Annotated in this window: 25 protein-coding genes and 1 riboswitch; of the genes, 10 read left to right on the forward strand and 15 right to left on the reverse strand. The window is 64.2% G+C overall.

The features are described 5' to 3' along the window. Positions 1–57: 57 nt before the first annotated feature. The 8 genes from glgX to PYR64_RS10730 all read right to left on the reverse strand — a co-directional run bounded on the left by glgX (position 58) and on the right by PYR64_RS10730 (position 8386). Positions 58–2205 carry a glycogen debranching protein GlgX gene (gene glgX, locus PYR64_RS10695; RefSeq protein WP_275779848.1) on the reverse strand — a complete coding sequence of 716 codons (2148 nt, stop codon included), beginning with the start codon at positions 2203–2205 and terminating at the stop codon, positions 58–60. A 510-nt stretch (positions 2206–2715) separates the two neighbouring features. After that, positions 2716–4074 (reverse strand): phenylacetate--CoA ligase family protein, encoded by a 1359-nt coding sequence (locus PYR64_RS10700; protein WP_275779850.1) that lies wholly within the window; start codon positions 4072–4074, stop codon positions 2716–2718. Between the two features lie 143 nt (positions 4075–4217). Continuing rightward, the gene (locus tag PYR64_RS10705) at positions 4218–4433 is read right to left on the reverse strand and encodes a hypothetical protein (protein ID WP_264398837.1); all 216 of its coding nucleotides are present in this window, start codon (positions 4431–4433) and stop codon (positions 4218–4220) included. 431 nt (positions 4434–4864) lie between these two features. Next, the gene (locus PYR64_RS10710) at positions 4865–5542 is read right to left on the reverse strand and encodes a TIGR00730 family Rossman fold protein (RefSeq protein WP_275779855.1); all 678 of its coding nucleotides are present in this window, start codon (positions 5540–5542) and stop codon (positions 4865–4867) included. Further along, positions 5539–6267 (reverse strand): ABC transporter ATP-binding protein, encoded by a 729-nt coding sequence (locus tag PYR64_RS10715; protein WP_275779857.1) that lies wholly within the window; start codon positions 6265–6267, stop codon positions 5539–5541. Before PYR64_RS10715 ends, PYR64_RS10710 begins: the two co-directional genes overlap by 4 nt. Then, the gene (locus PYR64_RS10720; protein WP_275779860.1) at positions 6264–7370 is read right to left on the reverse strand and encodes an ABC transporter permease; all 1107 of its coding nucleotides are present in this window, start codon (positions 7368–7370) and stop codon (positions 6264–6266) included. The genes PYR64_RS10715 and PYR64_RS10720 overlap by 4 nt, the downstream gene beginning before the upstream one ends. 43 nt (positions 7371–7413) lie before the next feature. Next, positions 7414–8085, reverse strand: coding sequence for an isoprenylcysteine carboxylmethyltransferase family protein (locus PYR64_RS10725; RefSeq protein WP_069695207.1), 672 nt, complete (start codon positions 8083–8085; stop codon positions 7414–7416). After that, the gene (locus PYR64_RS10730) at positions 8075–8386 is read right to left on the reverse strand and encodes a DUF2933 domain-containing protein (RefSeq protein WP_275779863.1); all 312 of its coding nucleotides are present in this window, start codon (positions 8384–8386) and stop codon (positions 8075–8077) included. The genes PYR64_RS10725 and PYR64_RS10730 overlap by 11 nt, the downstream gene beginning before the upstream one ends. Positions 8387–8612: 226 nt before the next feature. On the opposite strand from PYR64_RS10730, the gene PYR64_RS10735 reads away from it, so the two are divergent. Further along, the gene (locus tag PYR64_RS10735) at positions 8613–8957 is read left to right on the forward strand and encodes a heavy-metal-associated domain-containing protein (RefSeq protein WP_069694914.1); all 345 of its coding nucleotides are present in this window, start codon (positions 8613–8615) and stop codon (positions 8955–8957) included. Positions 8958–9029: 72 nt separating this feature from the next. Here PYR64_RS10735 and PYR64_RS10740 read toward each other — a convergent pair whose 3' ends face one another. From PYR64_RS10740 to PYR64_RS10765, 6 genes are all read right to left on the reverse strand, one after another. Continuing rightward, positions 9030–9335, reverse strand: a complete 306-nt coding sequence (locus PYR64_RS10740) for a hypothetical protein (RefSeq protein ID WP_275779866.1) — start codon at positions 9333–9335, stop codon at positions 9030–9032. Positions 9336–9519: 184 nt separating this feature from the next. Continuing rightward, positions 9520–9966, reverse strand: coding sequence for a universal stress protein (locus PYR64_RS10745; RefSeq protein ID WP_069694915.1), 447 nt, complete (start codon positions 9964–9966; stop codon positions 9520–9522). A gap of 225 nt (positions 9967–10191) precedes the next feature. Beyond that, positions 10192–10602: a DUF302 domain-containing protein gene (locus PYR64_RS10750; protein ID WP_069694916.1), complete on the reverse strand. Its 411-nt coding sequence runs from the start codon at positions 10600–10602 to the stop codon at positions 10192–10194. A 56-nt stretch (positions 10603–10658) separates the two neighbouring features. Then, entirely contained in the window at positions 10659–12137 is a 1479-nt protein-coding gene (locus PYR64_RS10755; RefSeq protein ID WP_069694917.1) for a multicopper oxidase family protein, read from the reverse strand. Continuing rightward, complete coding sequence (locus PYR64_RS10760) at positions 12137–12409, reverse strand: SHOCT domain-containing protein (protein WP_210731157.1); 273 nt, start codon at positions 12407–12409, stop codon at positions 12137–12139. Before PYR64_RS10760 ends, PYR64_RS10755 begins: the two co-directional genes overlap by 1 nt. Positions 12410–12592: 183 nt before the next feature. Beyond that, on the reverse strand, positions 12593–12850 hold the full coding sequence (locus PYR64_RS10765; RefSeq protein WP_069694919.1) for a metal-sensitive transcriptional regulator: 258 nt from the start codon (positions 12848–12850) through the stop codon (positions 12593–12595). Positions 12851–13079: 229 nt separating this feature from the next. Between PYR64_RS10765 and PYR64_RS10770 the strand changes: the two genes are divergently transcribed. From PYR64_RS10770 to PYR64_RS10780, 3 genes are read left to right on the forward strand one after another with little or no spacing between them, the layout of a single operon-like run. Next, positions 13080–13412, forward strand: coding sequence for a metal-sensitive transcriptional regulator (locus PYR64_RS10770; RefSeq protein ID WP_069694920.1), 333 nt, complete (start codon positions 13080–13082; stop codon positions 13410–13412). A 16-nt stretch (positions 13413–13428) separates the two neighbouring features. Continuing rightward, positions 13429–13656: a heavy-metal-associated domain-containing protein gene (locus PYR64_RS10775; RefSeq protein WP_069694921.1), complete on the forward strand. Its 228-nt coding sequence runs from the start codon at positions 13429–13431 to the stop codon at positions 13654–13656. 2 nt (positions 13657–13658) lie between these two features. Beyond that, positions 13659–15938, forward strand: coding sequence for a heavy metal translocating P-type ATPase (locus PYR64_RS10780; RefSeq protein WP_275775121.1), 2280 nt, complete (start codon positions 13659–13661; stop codon positions 15936–15938). A 78-nt stretch (positions 15939–16016) separates the two neighbouring features. Here PYR64_RS10780 and PYR64_RS10785 read toward each other — a convergent pair whose 3' ends face one another. Continuing rightward, positions 16017–16784 carry an NlpC/P60 family protein gene (locus tag PYR64_RS10785; RefSeq protein WP_275775123.1) on the reverse strand — a complete coding sequence of 256 codons (768 nt, stop codon included), beginning with the start codon at positions 16782–16784 and terminating at the stop codon, positions 16017–16019. Positions 16785–16787: 3 nt separating this feature from the next. Further along, positions 16788–16986, reverse strand: a riboswitch (cyclic di-AMP (ydaO/yuaA leader). Between the two features lie 239 nt (positions 16987–17225). Between PYR64_RS10785 and PYR64_RS10790 the strand changes: the two genes are divergently transcribed. From PYR64_RS10790 to PYR64_RS10815, 6 genes are all read left to right on the forward strand, one after another. Next, complete coding sequence (locus PYR64_RS10790; RefSeq protein ID WP_069694924.1) at positions 17226–17543, forward strand: heavy-metal-associated domain-containing protein; 318 nt, start codon at positions 17226–17228, stop codon at positions 17541–17543. 274 nt (positions 17544–17817) lie between these two features. Beyond that, entirely contained in the window at positions 17818–18288 is a 471-nt protein-coding gene (locus tag PYR64_RS10795) for a hypothetical protein (protein ID WP_069695209.1), read from the forward strand. 145 nt (positions 18289–18433) lie between these two features. Further along, on the forward strand, positions 18434–19075 hold the full coding sequence (locus PYR64_RS10800) for a DUF305 domain-containing protein (protein WP_069694925.1): 642 nt from the start codon (positions 18434–18436) through the stop codon (positions 19073–19075). Between the two features lie 100 nt (positions 19076–19175). Continuing rightward, entirely contained in the window at positions 19176–20057 is an 882-nt protein-coding gene (locus PYR64_RS10805) for a F510_1955 family glycosylhydrolase (RefSeq protein WP_083261870.1), read from the forward strand. A gap of 4 nt (positions 20058–20061) precedes the next feature. Continuing rightward, complete coding sequence (locus PYR64_RS10810; RefSeq protein WP_069694926.1) at positions 20062–20811, forward strand: cytochrome c biogenesis protein CcdA; 750 nt, start codon at positions 20062–20064, stop codon at positions 20809–20811. Positions 20812–20854: 43 nt separating this feature from the next. Continuing rightward, complete coding sequence (locus tag PYR64_RS10815; RefSeq protein WP_069694927.1) at positions 20855–22411, forward strand: multicopper oxidase family protein; 1557 nt, start codon at positions 20855–20857, stop codon at positions 22409–22411. Positions 22412–22414: the final 3 nt, after the last annotated feature.

Below are 22414 nucleotides of genomic sequence, written 5' to 3' on the forward strand. Positions count from 1 at the left end.
AGTTTCACCCTCTGCAGTGATCCTATCGAGCCGGGTGAGGGGAACGGCAAGGCCTTGTCACAAAAGAAGCGGTTCATCGTTGTGATCTTCGGCATGCACCACCGTGCCCGGTTCCCGGAGGACGAGGAGAGTGTGTGAAGGAACCTCGAGGGCCCCACCGGCGATTGCGCCAGTTGCTGTCACTTCCATGGAGGTGTCGAGAGCCAGTTCCCAGCGGGGAGCATACCGGTTCGGCGGCAAGGTGAACTTCCGGGGCTCGGCACCGGCATTGAAGCAGAGGATGAAATCTGAGTCGGTCATCTGGCTGCCGGTGAGATCCGAGCAGCGGATGCCGCTGCCGTTCAGGTACATCCCCAGCGCCAGTTCCGTCCCCTGGGTCCAGTCCACAGGTTCCATCGGCGTGCCATCGGGCTTCAGCCAGACAACGTCGGGTACTTGGCCTCCATCCGGTTGTTGGACCGGCCGCCCGCTAAAGAACCGGCGGCGGTGAAACGTGGGATGAGCGGCCCGCAACCGGCTGACAGCCGCGGTAAAGTCCAGAAGGTCATTGTCCGCACTTTCCCAGTTGACCCAGCTCAGTTCGGAGTCCTGGGCATAGGCATTGTTATTGCCATGCTGGGTCCGCCCCAGTTCATCGCCATGCAGAATCATGGGAATTCCCTGGGACAGCAGGAGCGTTGCGATGAGGCTGCGCTGCCGCCTGGATCGGAGCCGCAGGATGGCCGGGTCGTCAGTGGCGCCCTCAACTCCGCCGTTCCAGGACCTGTTGTTGCTTTCGCCGTCCGCGTTACTCTCTCCATTGGCCTCGTTGTGTTTGCGGTTGTATGCCACGAGGTCAGCCAGCGTGAAGCCGTCATGGGCGGTGAGGAAATTGATCGAGGCCATGGGGCGGCGACCGGAATGTTCGTAAAGATCAGATGAGCCGGTCAACCGGGATGCGAACTCACCAAGGGTGGACGGTTCCCCGCGCCAGAAGTCCCGGATGGTGTCCCTGTATTTGCCGTTCCATTCACTCCAGCCGGGCGGGAAATTACCCACCTGGTATCCGCCGGGTCCCAGATCCCAGGGTTCAGCAATGAGTTTGACCTGGGAGACGATGGGGTCCTGCTGGACGAGATCAAAGAAACCCGAGAGCCTGTCCACCTCGTAAAATTGGCGGGCCAAGGCAGCGGCAAGATCAAATCGGAATCCGTCCACGTGCATTTCCGTTACCCAGTACCGCAGGGAATCCATGATGAGCTGCAGAACATGCGGGGTACGGACATTCAGGGAGTTTCCGGTGCCCGTGTAGTCCACATAAAACTCCGGCCGGAATTCGTCGAGCCGATAATATGAGGCATTGTCGATGCCCCGGAAGGAGATGGTGGGACCGAGATGGTTCCCCTCCCCTGTGTGGTTGTAAACGACATCCAGGATAACTTCGATCCCGGCCTTGTGGAGAGTCCGGACCATTGTCTTGAATTCCGTGACCGCACTGACGGCGTCAGGTGCCGATGCGTAGGCGTTGTGCGGGGCGAAGAAACCGACAGTGCTGTATCCCCAGTAATTGCTTAGCCCCCGCTCCCGGAGCTGGCCGTCGTGAATGAACTGCTGCACCGGCATCAGTTCGACGGCCGTGACGCCGAGTTTCTGCAGGTGGGCCACGATTGAGGGATGACCCAGGCCCGCGTATGTTCCCCGCAGCTGTTCAGGGACGTCGGGGTGCAGCATGGTGAGCCCTTTGACGTGGGCCTCGTAAATCACGGTGTCGTGGTAGGGGGTTTTGGGCGGCCGGTCGTCCTGCCAGTCGAAGGTAGGGTCGATGACCACTGCGGACATCATTCCAGGGAAAGAATCCGAGTCATCGCGCCGCCGGGGGTCCTCCAGACTGTACGAAAAAAGCGCCTGCCCCCATTCAATGCTGCCTTCCACCGTCTTGGCATAAGGATCGAGCAGGAACTTATTGGGATTAAAGCGGTGTCCGGCGGAGGGCTTGTACGGGCCGACCACACGGTATCCGTAGCGCTGACCCGGACCAATCCCGGGCAGGTAGCCGTGCCAGATGTATCCATCGACCTCGGTCAGCGGCACGCGAACCTCGACGCGGGAGTCCTCCACAAGGCACAATGTCACCGCCGTTGCGGATTCGGTGAACAGGGCGAAGTTGGTGCCTCTGCGGTCAAAAGTTGCGCCCAATGGATAGGCGGCTCCCGGCCAGACCTGCATCTTTGCCCTCCCGCTCTCAAGGATCTAGGAACATGCCCATGCTTCGCCCGAATCCTGATCCCGTGGCCGGATGGCAGGCGCTCCCAAGCCGTATCGTATCGGTACGAAAGCCGACGACACTCCAGCATGATCCCCTTGTTCGGCGGAAACTGCCGTAAGTCAGGGCGTGCGACGGCGTCTGATCATCCTTATTATCACCCCGGCGAAACCGCCGCTGCTCATGATGATGAGCGCGGAGACACCGAAATAGAAAAGCACAGCGGCGGACTTCGGCGGACCCGACGAGGCATCGGCTGCCGAGCTGATCGACCACCAGTAGCCCGCGGTCGCTGTGGGCCAAACAGCGCCAGCGCCCGGTTCGGCGCATCCACATCTCTGACGGGATGTCCGGCCCACGGCCCAGGCGCTCCCCTGCCTCGCTCCCGGATGGCGTGACGGAATGGTCAGCCCCCTGCTCTTGACCGCGCCGGCGGTGTCTGAGGGGTTTCCTTCAGGAGGACCGACTTGTCATCACCGGCGCATCAACCCTCGCACGAAGGGTGCTTTCCCCAAGGCGGTTCGTTCAATGTGTTCAACGACGTTTACGTCCACCGGGGTGTCTACTACACCGGCTTCCTTGAGCGCGCCGGTGACGGCAGTCGAAACCCCTTGGATGGAGGCTCCGGGAGCGAGGCCCGCCATGAGGACACGGAGCCCGGAGGCCTCCTGAATGACCTGCCACCCCGAAGCAGCCGTCTGATCGAGAACGTGGTGGAACAGGATCGGATGGATGTTCACATGGCCTGCTTGGCCTGGGAGCTGCAGGACGTCTTCGATGCGCCCTTCGATATCCTCCAGAACGGCGAAGGAGCGCCCACAGGGGCAGCCCCGGCCGCCCAGTCTGATGGTGTCGGACATTTCGTAGCGGATCAGTGGAAGGGTGCGGGAGAACAGGACAGTGACGAGGAGCTTTACCCCGGTTGTTCCCGGCGGCACGGGGTTTCCGTTCTGGTCCACGGCTTCGATGATCAGCAGGTCCTCGTAGACGTGCCGGTTCCGATACATGCAGGGAGAGGCGATACCGGCCGTTTCGGTGGCGGCGTAGACATCGAAGGGGGCGCTTCCCCAGGCGCCCTCCAGTTCCGAGGCGGTGTGCGGGGTAAGTACTTCGGAGGCGGACATCACGCCCTGGGGCGAGATGTGCAGGCGTCCGGCACGCTGCTCTGCCGCCAGCGGTTTCAGTGCTGAGGCGTAGCCGACGAGGACCCTGGGCTGGAACCGGTTCAGCGCGGCCACTGTCTCGTCCATGGGTGCCGTTACGTCCAGGCGGAGGGTGGGGACGAGCCGGGAGCGCAACGAGGCACCGACCACGGCCGACTGGTGCGTGGGGACGCGGGAGCTCACCAATGCCATTTTCAGGGGACGGGTGAGTCCGGCGGAGATCCCGGCCCAGTCGTTTGCCCGGGCGTAGGACGCCAGGATGATGCCCCATTCTTTACGGTTCCAGATGAAGGTTCCGCGCCGGCCGGTGGTGCCGGCCGTCGCGGCTGCCCACCACCTGCCCTGCCACGGAACCCCGGGGTCTCCGCCGCTTTGCGTCAGGGACCGCAGATGCTTTTCCAGGTCTGCCAGCCTCAGGTCCGGTGTCGTGACGGCCTCGTCGAAGTGGTCCATCAGGTCGGCTTTGGTCACGGACGGGAGCTGGTCCAGGGGGGCATCGTGCAGGCCGGCGTGATGGCGCCGGTAGAACTCCGAGCCGGCGTAGGCGGCACGGCGCAGCTCTTGCAGTGCGTGGTCCTGGTGGGCGGTGATCCTGGCGGCGTCCCAGTGGTCCCGTCTCCGCCACGCGGCGCGGAGGAACAGCACGCGGGAGATGAGCCGGAGGTCCATCGTGTTGCCTAGCGGTTCCCTGCCGGGGCCCCGGGTGCATCCGGTCGCGGTTGCCAGGCCTGCGCCGGTTGGCAACCGGGTCCGTGTGAGGGACTCAGATCAACAGGCATGGTGTGCCCTTCCGCAGAGGCGTCCAGAGGCGGTTATGCTCCGCCGCCGCGGCGGAGCACTGTGAGGCGGTTTGTGTATTCGCTCTCGTCGATTTCACCGCGGGCGAAACGTTCTGCGAGCAGATTCTCTGCGACGCCTGCACGGGGCCCGTCATCTTCACGCCGGCGGTTCCCGGCTCCCGTGAAACGGGCCAGAAGGATGATGCCTGTGATGATGGCGCCCCAGAAAAGTATAAAGCTCACGCCCATCAGGATGTACCCCCAGACGCCCATGTTCCCGTCCCAAAACATCATCACTGCTTTCCTCCCTGCCACCTGGGCTCATTGCCCTGATGTCCACTCTCGTTCCCGCCAACTTCGGCCGTCAGAGTCTTTAGTCCCCTTGTCCTGGCCGGTCCTACTGCAGGATCCTCGGAGCACAAGCCTGAGCGATGCCAAAACCAGTCTGGATGCCGAGTACCGGCCCCGGCGTGGACGTTTCCCGGGAAGGAATGCTTTCCTGCGCCTTGCCGGGACTGTCCCGGTCTTCCAGGCTTGGCCTGCAGGACGCATCCGGACCATGCTGCCTCCCCGGCCTTGGCGACATGGACCGCGTCGCGGCCGGCGTCCGGGCGCTTTCTTGCCGGGAGCTTTCTCCGCACAGGTCCGTCGCCCGGGCCTCTCATCGTCCGTCCTCCGGATCAGAGCGCGAGCTGACGCAAATGGCACTGCTGGATCAGCTCGATCGCTTCGTCGATGTCATCGGTCACCCGCAGCAGCTGGATGTCATCCGATTCGATAAAGCCCTGATCCTGGAGGCGGTCCCGGATCCAGGCCATGAGCCCTGACCAGTGCTCGGTTCCAACCAGGACCACGGGGAACTCGTGGATCTTTCCGGTCTGAACGAGTGTGAGGGCTTCAAAGAGTTCGTCAAGGGTGCCGAAGCCCCCGGGAAGGACGATGAATGCCGAGGCGTAGCGGATGAACATGAGCTTGCGGGCGAAGAAGTACCGGAAAGACATGGACACATCCAGGTAGGGGTTCAGTGCCTGTTCATGCGGGAGTTCGATGCCCAGACCAACAGTGGTGCCTCCGGCTTCAACCGCGCCGCGGTTGGCAGCCTCCATCAACCCGGGGCCTCCGCCGGTGATGACCGCAAAACCGGCGTCGGCGAGGCGGGAGCCCAGCATGCGGGCGGCCGCGTAGCGGGGATCCTCCAGCCCAGGGCGTGCGGATCCGAAGACAGCGACTGCTTTGCCGAGCCGGCCCGAAAGAAGCCGGAATCCGGAGCCTATCTCCGTGGCAATCCGCTGCATCCGGGCAGCGTCTTCGCCAGGGTCGGCAAGGGCTGCGAGCAGTTCTTCGTCGGTCATCTTCATGCCGGTGCCGCTTCCGGGTGCATGCGGCAGTTCCGGTCGTGTTCCCCGGGTTCTTCCGCTGTGAGCCGTCCGTCCTCGATGGTGATGACCCGTTTGGCCGCGGTCCGCAGCCGCTGGTCATGGCTGACGATGATGACGGCCCTGTTTTCCCGGCACGCCGTTTCACACAGCAGCAGGGTCACGTCCTGGCCGGTCTTCGCATCCAGATTGGCGGTGGGCTCGTCGGCGAGGATCAACCGGGGATCATTCGCCAGGGACCGGGCGATGGCCACGCGTTGCTTTTCCCCACCGGAAAGATCCCGGGGAAGGTTCCTCAGACGGTGCCCGAGCTGGAGCTGTTCCAGCGCCGCCCGCGCCTTGGCCCGGGCATGTTTCCGGGGCACTCCTGCCGTGAGCAAAGGCAGCATGACGTTTTCCTCCGCGGTCAGTGCCGAGAGCAGGTTAAAGGTCTGGAAGACGAAACCGAATTCGCGCAGCCGCAACCGGGACAGCTGTGCCGGGTCCAGCGCGGAGGTGTCCTGCCCGGAGATCAGGATCCGCCCCGTCGTGGGGGACATGAGGGTGCCGATCATGGACAGCAGGGTTGTTTTTCCGGACCCGGACGGGCCCATGACGAGCACGATGTCCCCGGCGTCGACAGACAGGGATACGTGGTCCACGGCAGTCACGGCGGTGTGCCCGGACCCGAAGGTCTTGGACACGTCCCGGACGGAGACGACGCTCATGCCCGGAACACTTCTGCCGGGTCGATGCGGGCCAACCGGCGGACCGGCAACAGCGAGGATACCACCGCCATGCCCAGGGTGACGGCGAAAATCCAGGCCGCATCGAGCCAGCGGATTTCCGTGATGAACTCCGGGACGAAGCTTCCCGCAGCGGCGCTGGTGGCAAGTGCCAGACCCGCCCCTAGGAGGTATCCGAGCACGGCGGCGGTGACGGCCTGTGCCACCACGACGGTGTAGAGCTGGCGGTTGCTCACTCCGATGGCCTTCAGGACGCCGTATTCGCGGGCTTTTTCGATGGTCGAGGTGAAGATGGTCAAGCCGATGACGGTCATGCCGACGGCGATCCCGATCAGCAGCAGGACCAGGATGATGGGCAGGAAGGTGTCCCGGACGATGTTCGTGTTGTTCTCCACGAACCTGTCCTTGGTGATGGCATCCACCGCCGGGTTGGCTTCGATCCGGGACGCGACGGCCCCGGCGTCGGTGCCGTCCTGGACCGTTACGAGGAAGAAATTGGTCGCTCCGGGCAGCTGGAGGATGCTCTCGGCGTCCTCTTTCGTCGCGAATGCGAATGAAAAACTGAGGATGTATCCGCCCTCGGAATAGCCGGCCACTTTCAGCTCCCTGCCCGCGACAGGGATGGTGTCCCCGATCCGAATGTCCTGGCTGCGCCCGACCACCCGGTCGATGATGATCTCGCCGCTCTCGGGGACTGCTTTGCCTTCGACCACCCGCGCGGGGGCCCCGACGTTATTCTCCGTGTCGTCGGCGATGACGTAAAGGTTGATGTCCTTGCCGTTGTGTGCGAACGCGACGCGGCGGCCGCTGAACGGTTTGGCGCTGGCGACCCCGGGAACACCGGTAAGGAAATCCCTGACGGTCAGGGGCAGCACGGACGGGGTGTGGAACATGTCCGTCGCGCCGGTCTGGGTGATCCAGTAGTCAGCCGGGACGGTGCGGATGTATTCGCCGATCTTGTTGCTCCAGCCCTGGTAGAGGCCCTGGATGCTCATGATCAGCAGCACGCTGAACGCGACCCCGCCGACGCTGATCAGCAGCCGGGTCTTTTCCTGAACCAGGTTCTTTACCGCCAGGAACAGCATGGCGGCAACCCGGCCTCCCCATCAATACCCGGCCGCCGCTCCATCACGGGCCCTTCTGCAGCTTGTGCCCCGCGTCCGTTGACTGGCGACCGAAACGGGGGACGAATCCGGGAACCTGCCGGCGGTACGCTGCGTAGGTTTCGCCAAACTCGGCGACCATCACCCGTTCCTCCTGCCGGGCAAGGCGCAGGTACACGATGACCAGGACCGGGAACATCACCAGTGTCAGCAACGTGGGCCACTGCAGCAGGAACCCGGCCATGATGATCAGGAACCCCACGTACTGCGGATGCCGCACCCTGGCGTAAGGGCCCGTGGTTGCCAGCCGGTGATCCCGCTGCGCGGCGAACAGCACCTGCCAGGAAAGGTAGAGCAGGATGAAGCCTGCGGCGATCAGCACGTTGCTCAGAAGGTGCAGGGGGCTCAGATGCGGATCCCCTTGCCAGCCAGTGAGGTCCTGCCACAAGTGACCGGAGTTGTGATTCAGGAGGTCCAGCCCGGGAACGCTGTTTCCCAGCCATCCCGAGAGTAGATAAATCGTCAGCGGAAACCCGTACATCTCGGTAAATAGCGCCACGATAAACGCCGAAAAACCACCCAACGCCCGCCAGTCCAGTTTCGTCCTGGGCCGGACGAAACTGAAGGCGAAGATAATGAACACGGCCGAATTGAGGATCACCAGCCACCACAGGTCATAGCCGTAGTCAGTGGACATGCCCGCCAGCTTCCCCGGGCCCTGGGCGGGCAGGCCCTCCCGGAGCTTCCTGCCCGCCGTGCCCCTGATGGCGGGAGTCGCCGTGTCCGCCGTGGCTTCCATGCCCGAACATACAAAAGCTCATCACTAGCACCACACCCAGATACGGCAGTGCATCCAGAACGTGGAGCCAGTGGTTGGTGATGAGGTAGACCGCCGCTGCAGCGATGAGCACTATCAGCAGGGTCTGCGTCCAGGGCTGATATGGGCCGCGGGACGGCCGCGGTGCTTGCGCAAGGCGCGGATCAGGAACACTGCTCATACTCTGATTCTCAACCCACTGGCGCGGGCGGCATAGGGCCCAACGTCCCGGCGGCCGAGGGTGCACCATGGGTGGACCGAGAGCTCTAAGAACGCTTGTATTTTATACCCCCATGGGGTATATTTCTTGTGTTGTCAGTGACGTGGTTTGTCCAGGCCCCGGGCCGTTACAGCCGTTCATCCCCAACAGTCCCCCTTTGCATTCACCCTCTCGAAGGAAAACTGACATGTGCGGAACCACCGAATCACGAACCCAGCTCCCCCTCGCCTCCACTGCACAGCACGGTTGCAGCTGCTGCTCCCCTGCCGCCGACACGCAGGCAAAGGCCTCGGTAATGGAAAAGCCGGAGGTCCAGGATTCCGGCGCGCAGTACGGCGTGGACGGGTTGACCTGTGGACATTGCGTCCAGACCGTTGAGAAGGCTGTGTCCGGCGTATCAGGGGTCCAAGCCGTAACAGTCGATCTCGTCCCGGGCGGCACGTCCCGGCTGATCGTCACGGGCACTGCCGACCAGGAGGCTCTGGCTGAGGCAGTCCGGTCTTCCGGCTATGCCCTCGCCGGACTGAAGTAGCCTTCCAACGGTTACAGCCAAGGGGGGCCCGGCTTCCCGGGCCTCCCTGCGCTTTGGCTTATCTGCTGTGTGTCAGTGGCCGGCGGTGTGGTCACCGGTATGGTCCACCGTGGGTACCGGGCCGGGGTTCACATCCCCTCCGGTACCGCTGATGGCCGGGCCAATGACGAACGCGGACAGCGAGAACATGGCGACGAAGACCAGTAGTCCAAGCGCCGGGGCCATCCAGCTCCCGAAACGCCGGTAAAGACGGACCAGCATGGGAATGGACGCCAAAAGCCCCAGTGCCCCGAACAGTATGGTGCCGCCGGATCCCGCGACCAGCGCGGTCCCGGCGAGAAGCCCGATGTGATGCAGGACGTGCGGCAGGAGCCCCATGATCAGGCCGACCGTGCCGACGAGAGTGTGCCACAGTGCGTGGAGCCTGCCCCTAAAGGTGCGCCCTGTCGGAACCGCCTCTCCGTGACTGGTGCTGGCGGCCGGATGAAGGTGGGAGGAATGGTCAGCTGTCACGGTCACTGCTTCCCGGCAGTGCGAGGCCACCGACTGGTCACTGGGTTGCTCATGCCTCATCACCGGTGCGCGACCGGACAACGAGCACCGGGCAAGTCGAATGATGAACGACCTGCGTGGACACAGAGCCGAGCAGCAACCCGGTAAATCCCCCGAGGCCGCGGGAACCCACCACCACCAGGTCGGCGTTCCCGGCCGCCTTCAGGAGCACGCCGGCCGCGCTACCCTGGACAACATCACCGCTCACATTCACGTCCCCGCAGTCCACCCGCCTCAAGGCCTCGTCCTGAAGACGGCGGGCGGCCTGAGGAAAGATCTCCGGGTCATGGACCAGGCCTTCCATCCCGACCGTCACGGGCGGGAACTGCCAGGCAGTCACGGCCTTTACATCGCCGTGGCGCAGCCGCGCCTCAGCGACCGCCCATTCCAGCGCGAGGCGCGATGGGGCAGAACCGTCCACCCCCACCACGATCCTGAACACCTCATCGCCGCCCATGAGCACCGCCCTCCACCAGGTTCTTCACAATAATGCCCTCAGTGTGTCCCCCGTGCGATTGGCACCGCAAGGGCCAAAGTTCCCGGCACCACTTTCGGCGATACTCCGACTTCCTGCGGCGAGGGTCGCCTCGCCGGCCGGTAGTGAGGGCCAGAATGCCCGCCGGGCCACGCTGACCGGGCGGACCCAACCACGGTCCCACTCTCCTCGGCGGGTTGGCCCGTATCAGGCATTTACTAGTTCCTTCAGGGCTGCGAGGAGCCTGCGGTCGGCGTCCGAGGCGACTTCGGCGACGGCCGGGGCATCGCTGAGTTGCACCATGGTCTGCGGGTCGATGGTCTGGATGATAGTAGTGCCGGTGTCCGGACCGCGCCTCATGACGACGTTGCAGGGCAGCAGCAATCCCATGTCCGGGTCCGCGGCGAGGGCTTTCTGCGCCAGGGCCGGGTTGCAGACGCCCAGGATGAGGTAGTCGCCCAGGGTCTGCCCGGCGTCGGACCCGAGCTTGGCCTCGAAGGTGGCGCGGACATCGATTTCGGACAACACGCCGAAGCCCTGCCCGGCAAGGGCTTCACGGGTCCGGGTTACCGCTTCGGGGTAGGGCAGGCCGACGGTGATGGTGTGTGCGTAGCTCATGGTTGTGCTCCTTCATCGGTTTTCTCAGGCGTGCAAAGGGCTTCGGGGTGACTGTGCTACCGGGCTTCGATCAGGCCCATCATGCCGCTGTCCTCGTGGTCCAGGATGTGGCAGTGATAGACGGTTTTGCCGGTGAAGTCATCGAAAGCGATCCGGACCCGGACGCTGCTGCGGGCCGGGATGTTGACCACGTCCTGCCATATGGGAGTTTCCACGGGCTGGCCGGCCTGGTCAATGATCTGCATTGGCCACACGTGCAGATGCATCGGGTGGTCCATCGGGCTCGTGTTCCGAAGGGTCCATTCCTCGACGGCGCCCGCGGGGACGGTGGTGTCGACCCGGGCGGGGTCGAACGGCCTGCCGTTGATGCTGAAGCTCATCATCCCCGACCCCGTCCCGCCGCCCATACCCATGCCCATGGCGAAGACCAGTTCCCGGTGCGCGGTCACCGGCACGGCGCGGAGGTCCCGCGGTGCCGGCTGGGCGGGAACCGGCCCCAATGTGGCAGTCGGTGCGCCGTTGACAGTAAAGGTGGCCAGCACCGTCCCGTCCGGACCGGGCAGGGATGGTCCGCCTCCGTTGCTGCCGCCCATCATGAATCCCATGCTGCCCCTGTCCGCGGGCAGGGTGCGCAGTGCGGCCGCACCCTTCGCGGCGGTGACCAGCAGGTCCGCCCGGTTGCCGGGGGCCAGCAGCACTTCCTCGACGTTCCGGGGTTCCTGGTAGCGGCCCGAATCCAGGCCCAGCAACTGCAGGGATTGGCCGTCCAGGCGCAGTTTCAGGTAGCGGGCGGTGCAGGCATTGATGATCCTCCACCGTTCGCGATCTCCGGGCCTGGCGGCCAGTGCCGGGTTCGGCTGCCCGTTGACCAGGATCAGGTTCCCTTCCCGGCCCATCATTTTCTCCATCGCCGAGACGGCGGCGATGGAACCGTCGCCGGTGAGGGAAATGTCAGAGATAACCAGTACACGTTCCCTGCTGACCGGTATGGGCTGGGGGTCCCGGACGATGATCGCCCCGTACAGGCCGCCGAAGATCTGGTCGGCCACGCTGCCGTGGCGGTGTGGGTGGTACCAGTACACTCCCGGCGGATGGTGTGCTGGCAGACGGTACTCATAATCAAAAGACGTTCCCGGGTCCACCGCGACCAGCGGATTGTCGCCGTTGCCCTCCGGGGAGACGTGCAGGCCATGGACGTGCAGGTTGGTCGGGCCCGTCAGCCGGTTCTCCAGGGCCACGTTCAACCGGTCCCCGGGCCGCAGGAACAGGGTGGGGCCGGGCAGGGACCCGTTATAGGAGAAAACGTCGGCGTCCCTGCCGGCCACACGCACCCGGCCCCGGGCTGCTGACAATTTCACCTGAAGGCGACCATCGGCACTGTGCAGGGCCTGCGGCTCACTGAGTTCCTGCCCACCGGTGGCCTGAAATCCGGCGCCCGTGCCCTGGCCCCACAGCAGGCCGGCCGCGCCGGTCACGGTGGCCACCGCCCCTGCACCGCCCAGGAGCAGGGCAGTACGACGGCTCAAAGGCTGCATCAGGTATCGTCCCCTAGGACCTTGAGCCGCTCACGGTATTCTTCCGTGCTCAATTCTCCCCTGGCGTACCGTTCATCCAGGATCCGCCGGGCGGCACCGGCGCCCGAAGCGGGACCGTCCGCGCCGGGGCCCTGCCCGCGCCCGGTTCCACCATGGTTCATACCGCCGGAGAAAAACCGTACGGCAAGGACCGCCAGCAGCACGATACCGAGAATCAGAAGCGCCCAGAACAGCCACGTCAAGCCCATCATCGAACCATATCCGCCCATCATTTTCCTTCTCCGTTCCTATGGCATCGGCTTCGGTACCGGCGGTCGGCCCCGGGAGCCGCGGCAGTTCGTGTCCTTCGGTGCAGCGATGGCGAATAATGCGCCCCTGGGACTCCGGGGCCCAGTCCACAACCGGAGCGGCCCGCGCCGGCTCCCTCCATGGGTTGGATTTTCGGTCGTCGCGGCTCAGGCGAGAGACAGGAAGAGTTTTTCCAGGTCTTTCTTGTCCATGCTGGCATCTTCCCGGGTGATGCACTGCTCCAGACCAGTGGCGATAATGGCGAACCCTGCCCGGTCCAAGGCCTTCGAAACCGCTGCGAGCTGGGTGACGACGTCTTTGCAATCGCGGCCATCTTCCAGCATCCGGGTGACGGCGGCGAGTTGCCCATGGGCTCGCTTGAGGCGGTTGATAACGGGTGCGAGTTTAGTTGAATCAAGTTGCACGGCGTTCTCCATAGCTGGGCGAATACTGCCCACAATATACCCGTGCGGGTATAAGGGCCAGTGTCTGGGTGCCTGCACCGGCGGCTGAACCAGTTGCAGGGGGAAACCCAATGCTTATTGAGCGGCACCCCTTATCTAGGCCGCGCGGCTACGCCCACGTCCCTGGCGCCCGCGACGGATGCCCCGAACGTCGTTTGATTTATACCCCTCCGGGGTATAAATTTGGGATATGCAGGAAGAAGCCGTAGTAAGGGATAACATCGACGCCATCCAGCCGGCCGGCGGCCACGGATACAGCGGTGGCAAAGAAGCGTACCTGCGCAGGCTGAAGCGTATCGAAGGCCAGGTGCGCGGTATCGCCCGTATGGTCGATGAGGATTCGTACTGTATTGACATCCTGACTCAGGTCGCAGCAGTGAATAAGGCGTTGCACGCGGTCAGCCTTGGGCTGCTCGAGGAGCATATAGGCCACTGCGTGGTAAATGCCGCCGCCGAATCAGATGCGGCCGGCGAAGCCAAAGTGAAAGAAGCGACAGAGGCCATCGGACGCCTGCTGCGCTAGAAAAGAGGAGACTGCCATGAGCGTCACCACGAACGTCAACATCTCAGGCATGCACTGCAACCATTGCATTGCTTCAGTCACCGAAGAGCTCCAGGAGCTTGAAGGTGTCGAGGGAGTGGCTATCGACCTGAACAAAGACAGCATTTCCCGCGCCGTCATCACTTCGAGAGCGGAGCTGGACACACGGCAAGTCCAAGAGGCCATCGCTGAAGCCGGCTACGCTGTCGTCCCCGACAGGGTCTGAGCGTGGCTACGGAAACTCTAGCTACCGGCACCCGGGTCATTGAACTGGACATCCAGGGCATGACCTGCGCCTCTTGCGTTGCCCGGGTGGAACGCAAGCTGGGAAAACTTGACGGCGTCGAGGCGAGCGTGAACCTTCCGCTGGAGTCCGCGCAGGTCACTGTCCCGGACTCCATCACGGACCAGCAAATCCTGGACACCGTAACGGCAACCGGTTATTCGGCGGCGCTGAAGGCATCAGGAGGCTCCCGGGATGTACAGGACGCCGACGCCGGGACGACCATGGCGGAGGGACTGCTCGAAGGAGACCGGGAAACCAGGTCGGCCGGGTCGGTGCTGCTTCCGCGGCTGCTGCTCGCTGCGGCCCTCACATTACCGGTCGTCGTCATCTCGATGGTCCCGGCAGTACAGTTTCCGCATTGGGGATGGGCCGTCTTCGCACTGAGCCTTCCCGTCGTCAGCTGGGCTGCATGGCCGTTCCACCATGCTGCGGCTGTCAACGCGCGCCACTTTGCGTCAACGATGGATACGCTGGTTTCCATCGGGGTCAGTGCTGCTTTTCTATTCTCTGCATGGCAGCTGTTCGCTGACCCAAACCTGACCGCGCACACGGGAATGGCGATGGATGCCCATGCCCTGTACTTCGAAGTCGCGGCCGTCGTGACCACTTTCCTGCTGCTCGGCCGCTTTTTGGAAGCAAACGCGAAGTCGCGGGCAGGAAGCGCACTTCATGCCTTGCTGGACCTCGGGGCGAAGGAGGCTACGGTCCTCCGGGACGGCGTCGAGTCCCGGATTCCGGCGGACCGTCTCGAGCCCGGTGACGTGTTCGTCGTCCGCCCCGGCGAGAAAATACCCACCGATGGTTTCGTTGTCGAAGGCCAAAGTGTGGTGGATACATCCCTGATCACCGGAGAATCATTGCCGGTCGATGTAGGTGTTGATGACACCGTGATCGGCGCAACGATCAATGCCAACGGGCGGTTGCTGGTCAAGGCAACCCGGGTGGGCAGTGAAACGACTCTCGCGCAGATGGGGCGGCTGGTAAGCCAGGCCCAGAGCGGAAAGGCCCCGATTGCCCGGCTGGCGGACCGGATCAGCTCTGTTTTTGTCCCCGTCGTGCTGGTTCTCGCCGCAGTGACCTTCGGCGCATGGTTCTTTTCCACTACTGATCTGCAGCACTCCTTTACTGCTGCGGTGGCGGTTCTGGTGATTGCGTGCCCCTGCGCGTTAGGGCTGGCCACGCCGACCGCATTGCTCACGGGGACCGGCCGTGGCGCTCAGTTGGGCATACTCATTAAGGGCCCACAGGTCCTGGAAGACACTCGGACCGTAGACACCATCGTGCTGGATAAGACCGGCACCGTAACCACAGGCCAGCTCTCCGTTTCCGGAGTGCACTCCTTTACTTCGGCCACCGAAGAAGAGATCCTTTCCTTGGCCGGAGCAGTCGAGGTTGCCAGCGAACACCCCATTGCTCATGCCATCGCACGCGCAGCGACTGAGAAGGCGCCTCTGCTGCCTGTCGCAGGGTTTTACAGTGCACCCGGCGGGGGCGTCCGAGGAACCGTCAACGGCCGGTCGGTCGTTGCCGGCCGGGCGGCCTGGCTGGTGGAGAACGGTATTAACCCGGCGCCGGACCACTACGAAGCTCTGTCCGCCCAGGAGCAGTCCGGAGCGACTGTCATCTGGGTCGGCGTAGACGGGGAGCCAACAGGCCTCATTGCGCTGAAGGACACCCTCAAGCCCGGCTCTGCCGCCGCGATCGCGCAACTCAAGGAGCTGGGACTTAGGCCGATACTGCTGACCGGCGACAACGCCTCGGCTGCCTCGGCAGTGGCAGCGCAAGTGGGCATCCCCGCAGAAGACGTGCTCGCCGGCGTGCTTCCCGAAGGCAAGGTTGAGGCTATCCGCGGGCTGCAGGCCAGCGGGGCCACTGTTGCCATGGCCGGGGACGGGGTGAATGATGCGGCGGCGCTGGCCCAGGCCGACCTTGGCATTGCCATGGGCAGCGGGACGGATGTCGCCATCGCTGCCGCGGATCTTACGGTCATGGGAAGTGACCTGGGCCAGGTCGCGCAGGCCATCAAACTGTCCCGTCGAACCTTGGGGACGATCAAGACCAACCTGTTTTGGGCATTTTTCTACAATGCCGTCGGCATCCCGGTCGCCGCCCTGGGGCTGCTCAACCCGATGATTGCGGGGGCCGCGATGGCAGCCAGTTCAGTTCTGGTGGTCTGCAACTCACTGCGGCTGCGCCGTTTCGGGCGGCCTCACAAGGTGTAGTCCCCGGTGTCAGCAAGGGATGCTGAAGGCCTGTGAGTCACCGCCCCCAAGGCAGTGACTCACAGGCCCCTCAGCGCTTTACTTGCCGGCCCGGACGAAGGTGACGGCGCCCTTGGAGGTCATCCAGGTCAGCGGGTGGACGGCGGTTTCGTTCTTGCCGTTCAGGCCGGAGCTGAGGACCTGGCCGTTGCCAACATAAATTCCCACGTGCCCGGGTTGCATCACCATGTCGCCGGGCTGGGGATCGGCAACAACGGTGCCGTAGTTCATGAACTGCATCGGGCCGAGGTCTCCGACCGGGATCCCTGCAGCGTTGAGTGCGTTTTCCACCAGCCGTGTGCAGTCCTGGATCATGCCGATCTGGGCATAGGCGGAGGAAACCATGATGGCGTTGACGCCGCCGGCGGCCGGCGCCCCAACAGGAGCCGCTGCAGGCGTGACGGTGATCTGCGCCTTAGCCTTAGCAGGTGCAGCCGGCGCGGTGACGGCAGGGGCTGCAGGCGCCTCAGCGACGACTGGCTTGGCTACTGCTACGACGGGCGCAGGCGTGGTCTCCACGGCAGGACGCTCGAAGGAGATTTGGACTGTGGCGTCCGCGCTGAGGGGAGTCTGTACCTGGCTGGTGAGTTCCAGGTTCGAGGTCGGCTCCGCATCGCGCTGAGTCGGGGCCGCGGCTGCCTGCGCGGCGATACCGCTGGTCAGGACAAGGCCGGACGCTGCCGCGATGACAGCGGCCTGGCGGCCCACACCGCCGGCGTTTGCAGCGACGGATTTGGACAGTACCGCGAGGGCGCTGGTCTGGACAGGGACCGCACGGCGGCGGCCGTGAGCTTTGCGAATGGGCATGAAAGGGCCTCTCCCACTGCCTGCGAGGTTAGCTGTCGGATTCGGATGGGAGACACCCGGCCGGGCCGGTACGCAAAACGCACCAGACACGGCTTCACCCCAAGACCCGCTTTTAAGCAGGCCGTTGTTGGGTTCCCCGTCTCTGCCGGACGAAAGTTGCGAACGGATCCCGGGCAGCGGCAGAGTTAGGCAATCGACTCGGGAGTGCCGCATTCGGCGAAACCGGCACGGCTTAGACCGTAGTTCACACAAGCAGCATTTGTCACATTTGAATAACGGCGAGTCCGACGTCACACGTGTCCCATTTGTTGGAGATACCCCCCAGGGGTAAGCTATGGGTGTTGTCAGTGAAGTGGTATGTCCCGGCAGTGCACCGCACCGCCTCTCACAGCCGTTCAACCCCAGCGCCCATTACTCCTTCGTCAAGGAATGGAAACTGACATGTGTGGAACCGAAAACCGTACCCAGCTGCCGCTGGCCTCCTCCGCATCGGGGTGCAGCTGCTGCTCGACCGAAGCCTCCTCTGAGCCCACCACAGCCGCAGGCACCGGCGCCGTTGAATTCGCTTTGGATGGTCTGACCTGCGGGCATTGCGTGCAGACTGTTGAGAAGGCCGTCGCTGCCCTTGATGGTGTGGAATCGGCCTCCGTTGATCTCGTCCCCGGCGGCCGCTCCCGCCTGCTGGTGGGAGGCAGGGCCGATGAGGCAGCCGTGCGGGAGGCTGTCACCTCCGCTGGCTACACCCTTGCCAGCACCTAACATCCGCACTTCCACACTTCCACTGCGGACCTCCTCCCGGGGGCGTTGTGCACCCCGGGAGGAGGGCAATGGACGGGCCACCGGTCCCGCTGGCACACGGGCGGCCGGAATCCGCTCCTGAACAGGCGTCGCGGATCGCCCCGTTCATCACTAGCCGGTGGAAACAGTGAAACCAAATCCCATCCAGACGCGTTGAAAAGGCGGTAACCGGAAGGGACAACACCCCCTTGCCGGTACCCTTATGACATCGAACCTGCACGGAAAGGAGGAAGTTGTGACTACGACACCCTATGGTCGCTTCACCGCCTTCCTCCTGCGGGCAGGATTCCTGACCGCGGCCCTGGCCATCATTGCCGGCATTTTCGGCATGCACGTCATGACCGGTGCCCACCACATGGCACCAGGCCCTGGCATGACAGCGGCAGGCCCCTCCACGCTGCAGCTGCAGGCCATGCCGGCCGGCCACTCGCATGTAACGGGGACGACCACCGGCGCGGCCGCCATTGAGACTGCGGTCACCGGTGGCTCTTCTTCTACCTGCGCCCCGGCAGGTTCGTGCCCGGAAATGTCGGCCGGCGACGGTGCCTGCGTCCTGGCCCCGGGAAACACCACCCTCTCAGCCCCGATGCCGGGAACAGCCCCCTATGAGCTGCCTGCTATTGGTGCCGCCGCTGCTCTCAGCAGCACCTACTCCTACTCACCGGGCAGCCCCTCCCCCGGTGACCTCTGTATCAGCCGGACGTAAACCACTCCTCTGCGCCGAGCTCTCCACCGGCGCACCGTCCAGCCAATGACCTGCATGAAACAGCCGAGCCCGGCGCGGGTTTGCCGCTGCATGCCATCACCAAGGGCGCCCAGACGCCGCTGATACTTTTGAGGACCTGATTTTCATGAAAAAGACCCTGACAATTTCTGCTGCCGCCCTCGCCGCAGCCCTCGCTCTTGCCGGTTGCTCGGCCGGGTCGGGCTCCGGCAGTTCCGGGACCGGCAGCATGTCCGGCATGAACCACGGCAGCTCCGGGATGTCATCGGACTCCGCCCCGGCAACTTCAGCAGCAGCTATGGCTGAGTTCAATGACGCGGACACGATGTTCGCACAGATGATGATGCCGCACCATGTCCAGGCAGTAACGATGAGCGACATCATGCTCAAAAAAGCGGGCCTTCCCCCCGCTGTGACGGACCTGGCCACCAAGATCAAGGCAGCCCAAGGCCCGGAGATCGAAAAGATGACCAGCTGGCTTCAAAGCTGGGGCCAGCCCACGATGATGCCCACCGAGATGTCTTCTGCGCACAGCATGGAGGGGATGATGGGCGAGGATGACATGGCCAAACTCGAGGCCGCCCAGAGCGCCGAAGCCGCCAAACTGTTCCTGACCCAGATGATCGCCCACCACGAAGGCGCGGTCATGATGGCCAAGACTGAAACCACCAACGGCAAGAACGCGGACGCGGTCCAGCTCAGCGAGGACATCGTCAGCTCCCAGGACGCCGAGATCCAGGAAATGAAAGACCTGCTGGCCACCCTGTAGCCAGCATAAGTCCGGTGCCGGCCCCTTCCCCACCCCCCCGGGGGGCCGGCACCTCCCCTTCATTCTTCCCGGTTCATCCGGCCCACCCCTGGAGTTTCCCGTGCCCCTGCATTCTTCACCCCGTCACCGGCCTGTTGCTGCCCTCGCAGCGGCCAGCGCCCTGCTGTTTACGCTGTCCGCATGCACCCCGGGCGCAACCGCCGCTCCGGGCGCCACACCCGCTCCCGCCGCCTCAGGCCTGCCCAGCTCCCACGTCCACGGTTTAAGCGTGAACTCCGAAACCGGACAGATACTGCTGGCGACCCACGAGGGGCTCTTCGACATCTCAAAAAACACGAGTGTCAAAATTGGACCCACAAACGATCTGATGGGTTTCACGGCCGCCATGGACCAGGGCGTGTTTTACGCCTCCGGCCATCCCGGCAAAGACTCGACAATGCCCAATCCGCTAGGTCTGATCAAGAGCACGGACGGGGGAAAGACCTGGGAACAGGTCTCCCGGCAACGGGAATCGGACTTCCATGCGCTCACGACAACCAAGTCCGGAATCGTCGGCTTTGACGGAACAATGCGGACCAGCACGGACGGCACGACGTGGAAGCCCGCCGCTGCCGGCTTCACCCCGGCCGTCCTGGCCGGGAACCCGTACAGCGACACCGTGCTCGCAACAACCCCCGAGGGCGTCCAACGGTCGGCGGATGCCGGGACCACGTGGACCCTGGTCCCGGCGGCGCCGGTGATTCAGTTCGCCGCTTTCGCCAGCACCGCCGAAGCAACGGGTGTCGCCCCCGACGGCACCGTCTATATCTCCACGGATGGGGGCCTCAGCTGGAAGAGCACCGGAAAGATTGACGGCAGTGTCCAGGCCGTGGCCGCCTCCGAGGGATCCGAAGGCAGTCCGTGGATCTGGGCCGCCACCACTGCCGGGTTGGTCGTCTCTACCGACGGCGGGGCCACCTTCCGTCCCGCTGACGCCGCCTGAGCCGATGGACATCGGCGGGTTCTTTGCCTCCACCGTTACCTCCGGTGCGCTGCTGATTGCCATCCCGCTGGCAATGAGTGCGGGCCTGGTATCGTTCCTGTCCCCCTGCATCCTGCCCCTGGTGCCCGGCTATCTCGGTTTCGTCTCCGGCCTGACAGATCCGACACAGCCGAAGAACCGGCGCCGTGTCCTGGCGGGCGTGGGGCTGTTCGTGCTCGGATTCGCGGCAGTCTTCACCCTGTACGGGGCAGCATTCGGTGCGATCGGTTCCTGGCTCCTGCGGTGGCAGGACGCACTCATGCGCGGCATGGGCGTTGTGGTAATCCTCATGGGGCTGGCGCTCCTGGGGCTGATGCCGTGGCTGCAACAGACCCGCAAAATCAGCCTCGGCCGACGGACCGGCCTGGCCGGGGCCCCGCTGCTCGGAGTGGTCTTCGGGCTCGGCTGGACACCCTGCATGGGTCCCACCTTGAGTGCTGTACTGTCGCTGAGCGTCACAACAGGCAGCGCCGGACGCGGGGCGCTGCTGGCGTTCGCGTACTGCCTGGGGCTCGGCATTCCCTTTGCCCTCACAGCCCTGGGACTGGGGTGGGTCAGCAACGCTCTGACCTTCGTCCGCAAGCACATCCGTGCCGTCAACATTGCCGGCGCCTCCATGCTTATCGTCCTGGGCATCCTCATGGTTACCGGAGTCTGGGTCCAGTTCATCTATCAGCTGCAGAACCTCTCCGGAACCTTCCTCACCCCCATTTGACATCCGGCGGATGCTGCAAAGTCCGCCTACTGAAGGAACAGTTATGTACACCAACCTCAACCGTCGCCGCTTCCTAGCCTTGTCTGTGGCAACCGCCTCGGCCGCGGCACTGGCGGCCTGCACCCGGAACCCCGAACCGAGAACAACGGCAGAACGCGTTCTGCCCACCGACCCTGTAGTCACGGACTATGAATCCCGGCGCCCCTCCTCTGGGAACACCGTGAACCAGCCCCTCAACGCCGCTGCTTTCACTGCAGCGGTGGCCGGCAAAACCGTCAGCACCTGGGGCTACAACACAGGCCTGGCAGCTCCCACCATCCGTGCCAAGGCCGGGGACCGGCTCACCGTGAACCTGAACAATGCCCTGCAGGAGGAGACCTCCATCCACTGGCACGGGCTTGCCCTGCGCAATGATCAGGACGGCGTCCCAGGCCTCACCCAGGACCCCGTGGCCGCAGGAACCGAATTCGCCTACGACTTCCGGCTCGCCCACCCCGGCACCTACTGGTACCACTCCCATGTCGAAATGCAGCGCGAACGCGCCCTCTACGGAGCACTCATCATCGAGGATCCAGCCGAAAAACTCGTGTACGACCGGGACTGGGTCATCGTCCTCGACGACTGGATGGACGGCATCACCGGCACCCCGGACGACGTCGTGAAAGAACTCTCCGGCGGCATGCCCATGTCCGGCTCCATGCCCGGCATGGACCATGGATCCATGGGATCCACGCCCGCCCCCTCCGGAGGATCATCAGGCATGAAACACATGTTGATGGGCTCCCGCAGCGACTTCCTCGGCGGCGACGCCGGCGACGTCAGCTACCCGTTCCACCTCTTCAACTCCAAAGCCCCGGACCAGGCAGAGATCCTGACCGCCACGACGGGGCAAGTCATCCGGTTAAGGATCATCAACGCCGCGGGGGACACTGCCTACCGCGTCGGGATCCCCCGCCAAAAGCTCACCCTCACCCATACGGACGGGTTCCCGGTCCAGCACCAGGACGTTGACGCCGTCGTGCTCGGCATGGGCGAACGCATCGACGCCCTCCTCACCGTCAGGGAAGGCTTCACGCCCGTGATGGCGCTGGCCGAGGGTAAAACCGGCCAGGCACTCGGGTTCATCAGCACCGGCACAGGCAAACAGCCGCTTCCGGCAACACTGCCGAACAAGCTCGAAGGCACCGTCGTCGACGGCGGCCAACTGAAGGCCGACCCCACGGTCACCCTGGCGGACAAAGCCCCCGACCGGACCCACGACGTTCACCTCACCGGCACCATGGCGAAATACGACTGGGGCATCAACGGCAACCGCTTCGACATGACCAAGCCGCTCGAGAACGCCTTCGACATCAAGGCCGGCGAACGCGTCGAAGTGAACTTCATCAATGACACCGCCATGTGGCACCCCCTGCACCTGCACGGACACACTTTCCAAGTGTCCGGCGGGGGCGCGCGCAAAGACACGGTCATTGTCCGGCCCAAACAGACCGTGACGGTGATCTTCGACGCCGACAACCCGGGCCAGTGGCTCACCCACTGCCACAACGCTTACCATGCCGAACGAGGCATGATGGCCGTCTTCTCCTACACCAAATAAGGG

Source organism: Paenarthrobacter sp. Y-19, from assembly GCF_029223985.1.
Lineage (GTDB): Bacteria > Actinomycetota > Actinomycetes > Actinomycetales > Micrococcaceae > Arthrobacter > Arthrobacter nicotinovorans.

Coding starts and splice junctions, on each gene's coding strand:
- PYR64_RS10745 (WP_069694915.1), bottom strand. CDS start 9,966: ATGGGCGGCGATGAGGTGTTCAGGATCGTGGTGGGGGTGGACGGTTCT.
- PYR64_RS10730 (WP_275779863.1), bottom strand. CDS start 8,386: ATGAGCAGTGTTCCTGATCCGCGCCTTGCGCAAGCACCGCGGCCGTCC.
- PYR64_RS10755 (WP_069694917.1), bottom strand. CDS start 12,137: ATGCAGCCTTTGAGCCGTCGTACTGCCCTGCTCCTGGGCGGTGCAGGG.
- PYR64_RS10720 (WP_275779860.1), bottom strand. CDS start 7,370: ATGCTGTTCCTGGCGGTAAAGAACCTGGTTCAGGAAAAGACCCGGCTG.
- PYR64_RS10790 (WP_069694924.1), top strand. CDS start 17,226: ATGTGTGGAACCGAAAACCGTACCCAGCTGCCGCTGGCCTCCTCCGCA.
- PYR64_RS10740 (WP_275779866.1), bottom strand. CDS start 9,335: ATGGGGCTCCTGCCGCACGTCCTGCATCACATCGGGCTTCTCGCCGGG.
- PYR64_RS10760 (WP_210731157.1), bottom strand. CDS start 12,409: ATGATGGGCGGATATGGTTCGATGATGGGCTTGACGTGGCTGTTCTGG.
- PYR64_RS10705 (WP_264398837.1), bottom strand. CDS start 4,433: ATGGGCGTGAGCTTTATACTTTTCTGGGGCGCCATCATCACAGGCATC.
- PYR64_RS10735 (WP_069694914.1), top strand. CDS start 8,613: ATGTGCGGAACCACCGAATCACGAACCCAGCTCCCCCTCGCCTCCACT.
- PYR64_RS10800 (WP_069694925.1), top strand. CDS start 18,434: ATGAAAAAGACCCTGACAATTTCTGCTGCCGCCCTCGCCGCAGCCCTC.
- PYR64_RS10815 (WP_069694927.1), top strand. CDS start 20,855: ATGTACACCAACCTCAACCGTCGCCGCTTCCTAGCCTTGTCTGTGGCA.
- PYR64_RS10750 (WP_069694916.1), bottom strand. CDS start 10,602: ATGAGCTACGCACACACCATCACCGTCGGCCTGCCCTACCCCGAAGCG.
- glgX (WP_275779848.1), bottom strand. CDS start 2,205: ATGCAGGTCTGGCCGGGAGCCGCCTATCCATTGGGCGCAACTTTTGAC.
- PYR64_RS10810 (WP_069694926.1), top strand. CDS start 20,062: ATGGACATCGGCGGGTTCTTTGCCTCCACCGTTACCTCCGGTGCGCTG.
- PYR64_RS10725 (WP_069695207.1), bottom strand. CDS start 8,085: ATGTCCACTGACTACGGCTATGACCTGTGGTGGCTGGTGATCCTCAAT.
- PYR64_RS10700 (WP_275779850.1), bottom strand. CDS start 4,074: ATGGACCTCCGGCTCATCTCCCGCGTGCTGTTCCTCCGCGCCGCGTGG.
- PYR64_RS10785 (WP_275775123.1), bottom strand. CDS start 16,784: ATGCCCATTCGCAAAGCTCACGGCCGCCGCCGTGCGGTCCCTGTCCAG.
- PYR64_RS10770 (WP_069694920.1), top strand. CDS start 13,080: ATGCAGGAAGAAGCCGTAGTAAGGGATAACATCGACGCCATCCAGCCG.
- PYR64_RS10715 (WP_275779857.1), bottom strand. CDS start 6,267: ATGAGCGTCGTCTCCGTCCGGGACGTGTCCAAGACCTTCGGGTCCGGG.
- PYR64_RS10775 (WP_069694921.1), top strand. CDS start 13,429: ATGAGCGTCACCACGAACGTCAACATCTCAGGCATGCACTGCAACCAT.
- PYR64_RS10710 (WP_275779855.1), bottom strand. CDS start 5,542: ATGAAGATGACCGACGAAGAACTGCTCGCAGCCCTTGCCGACCCTGGC.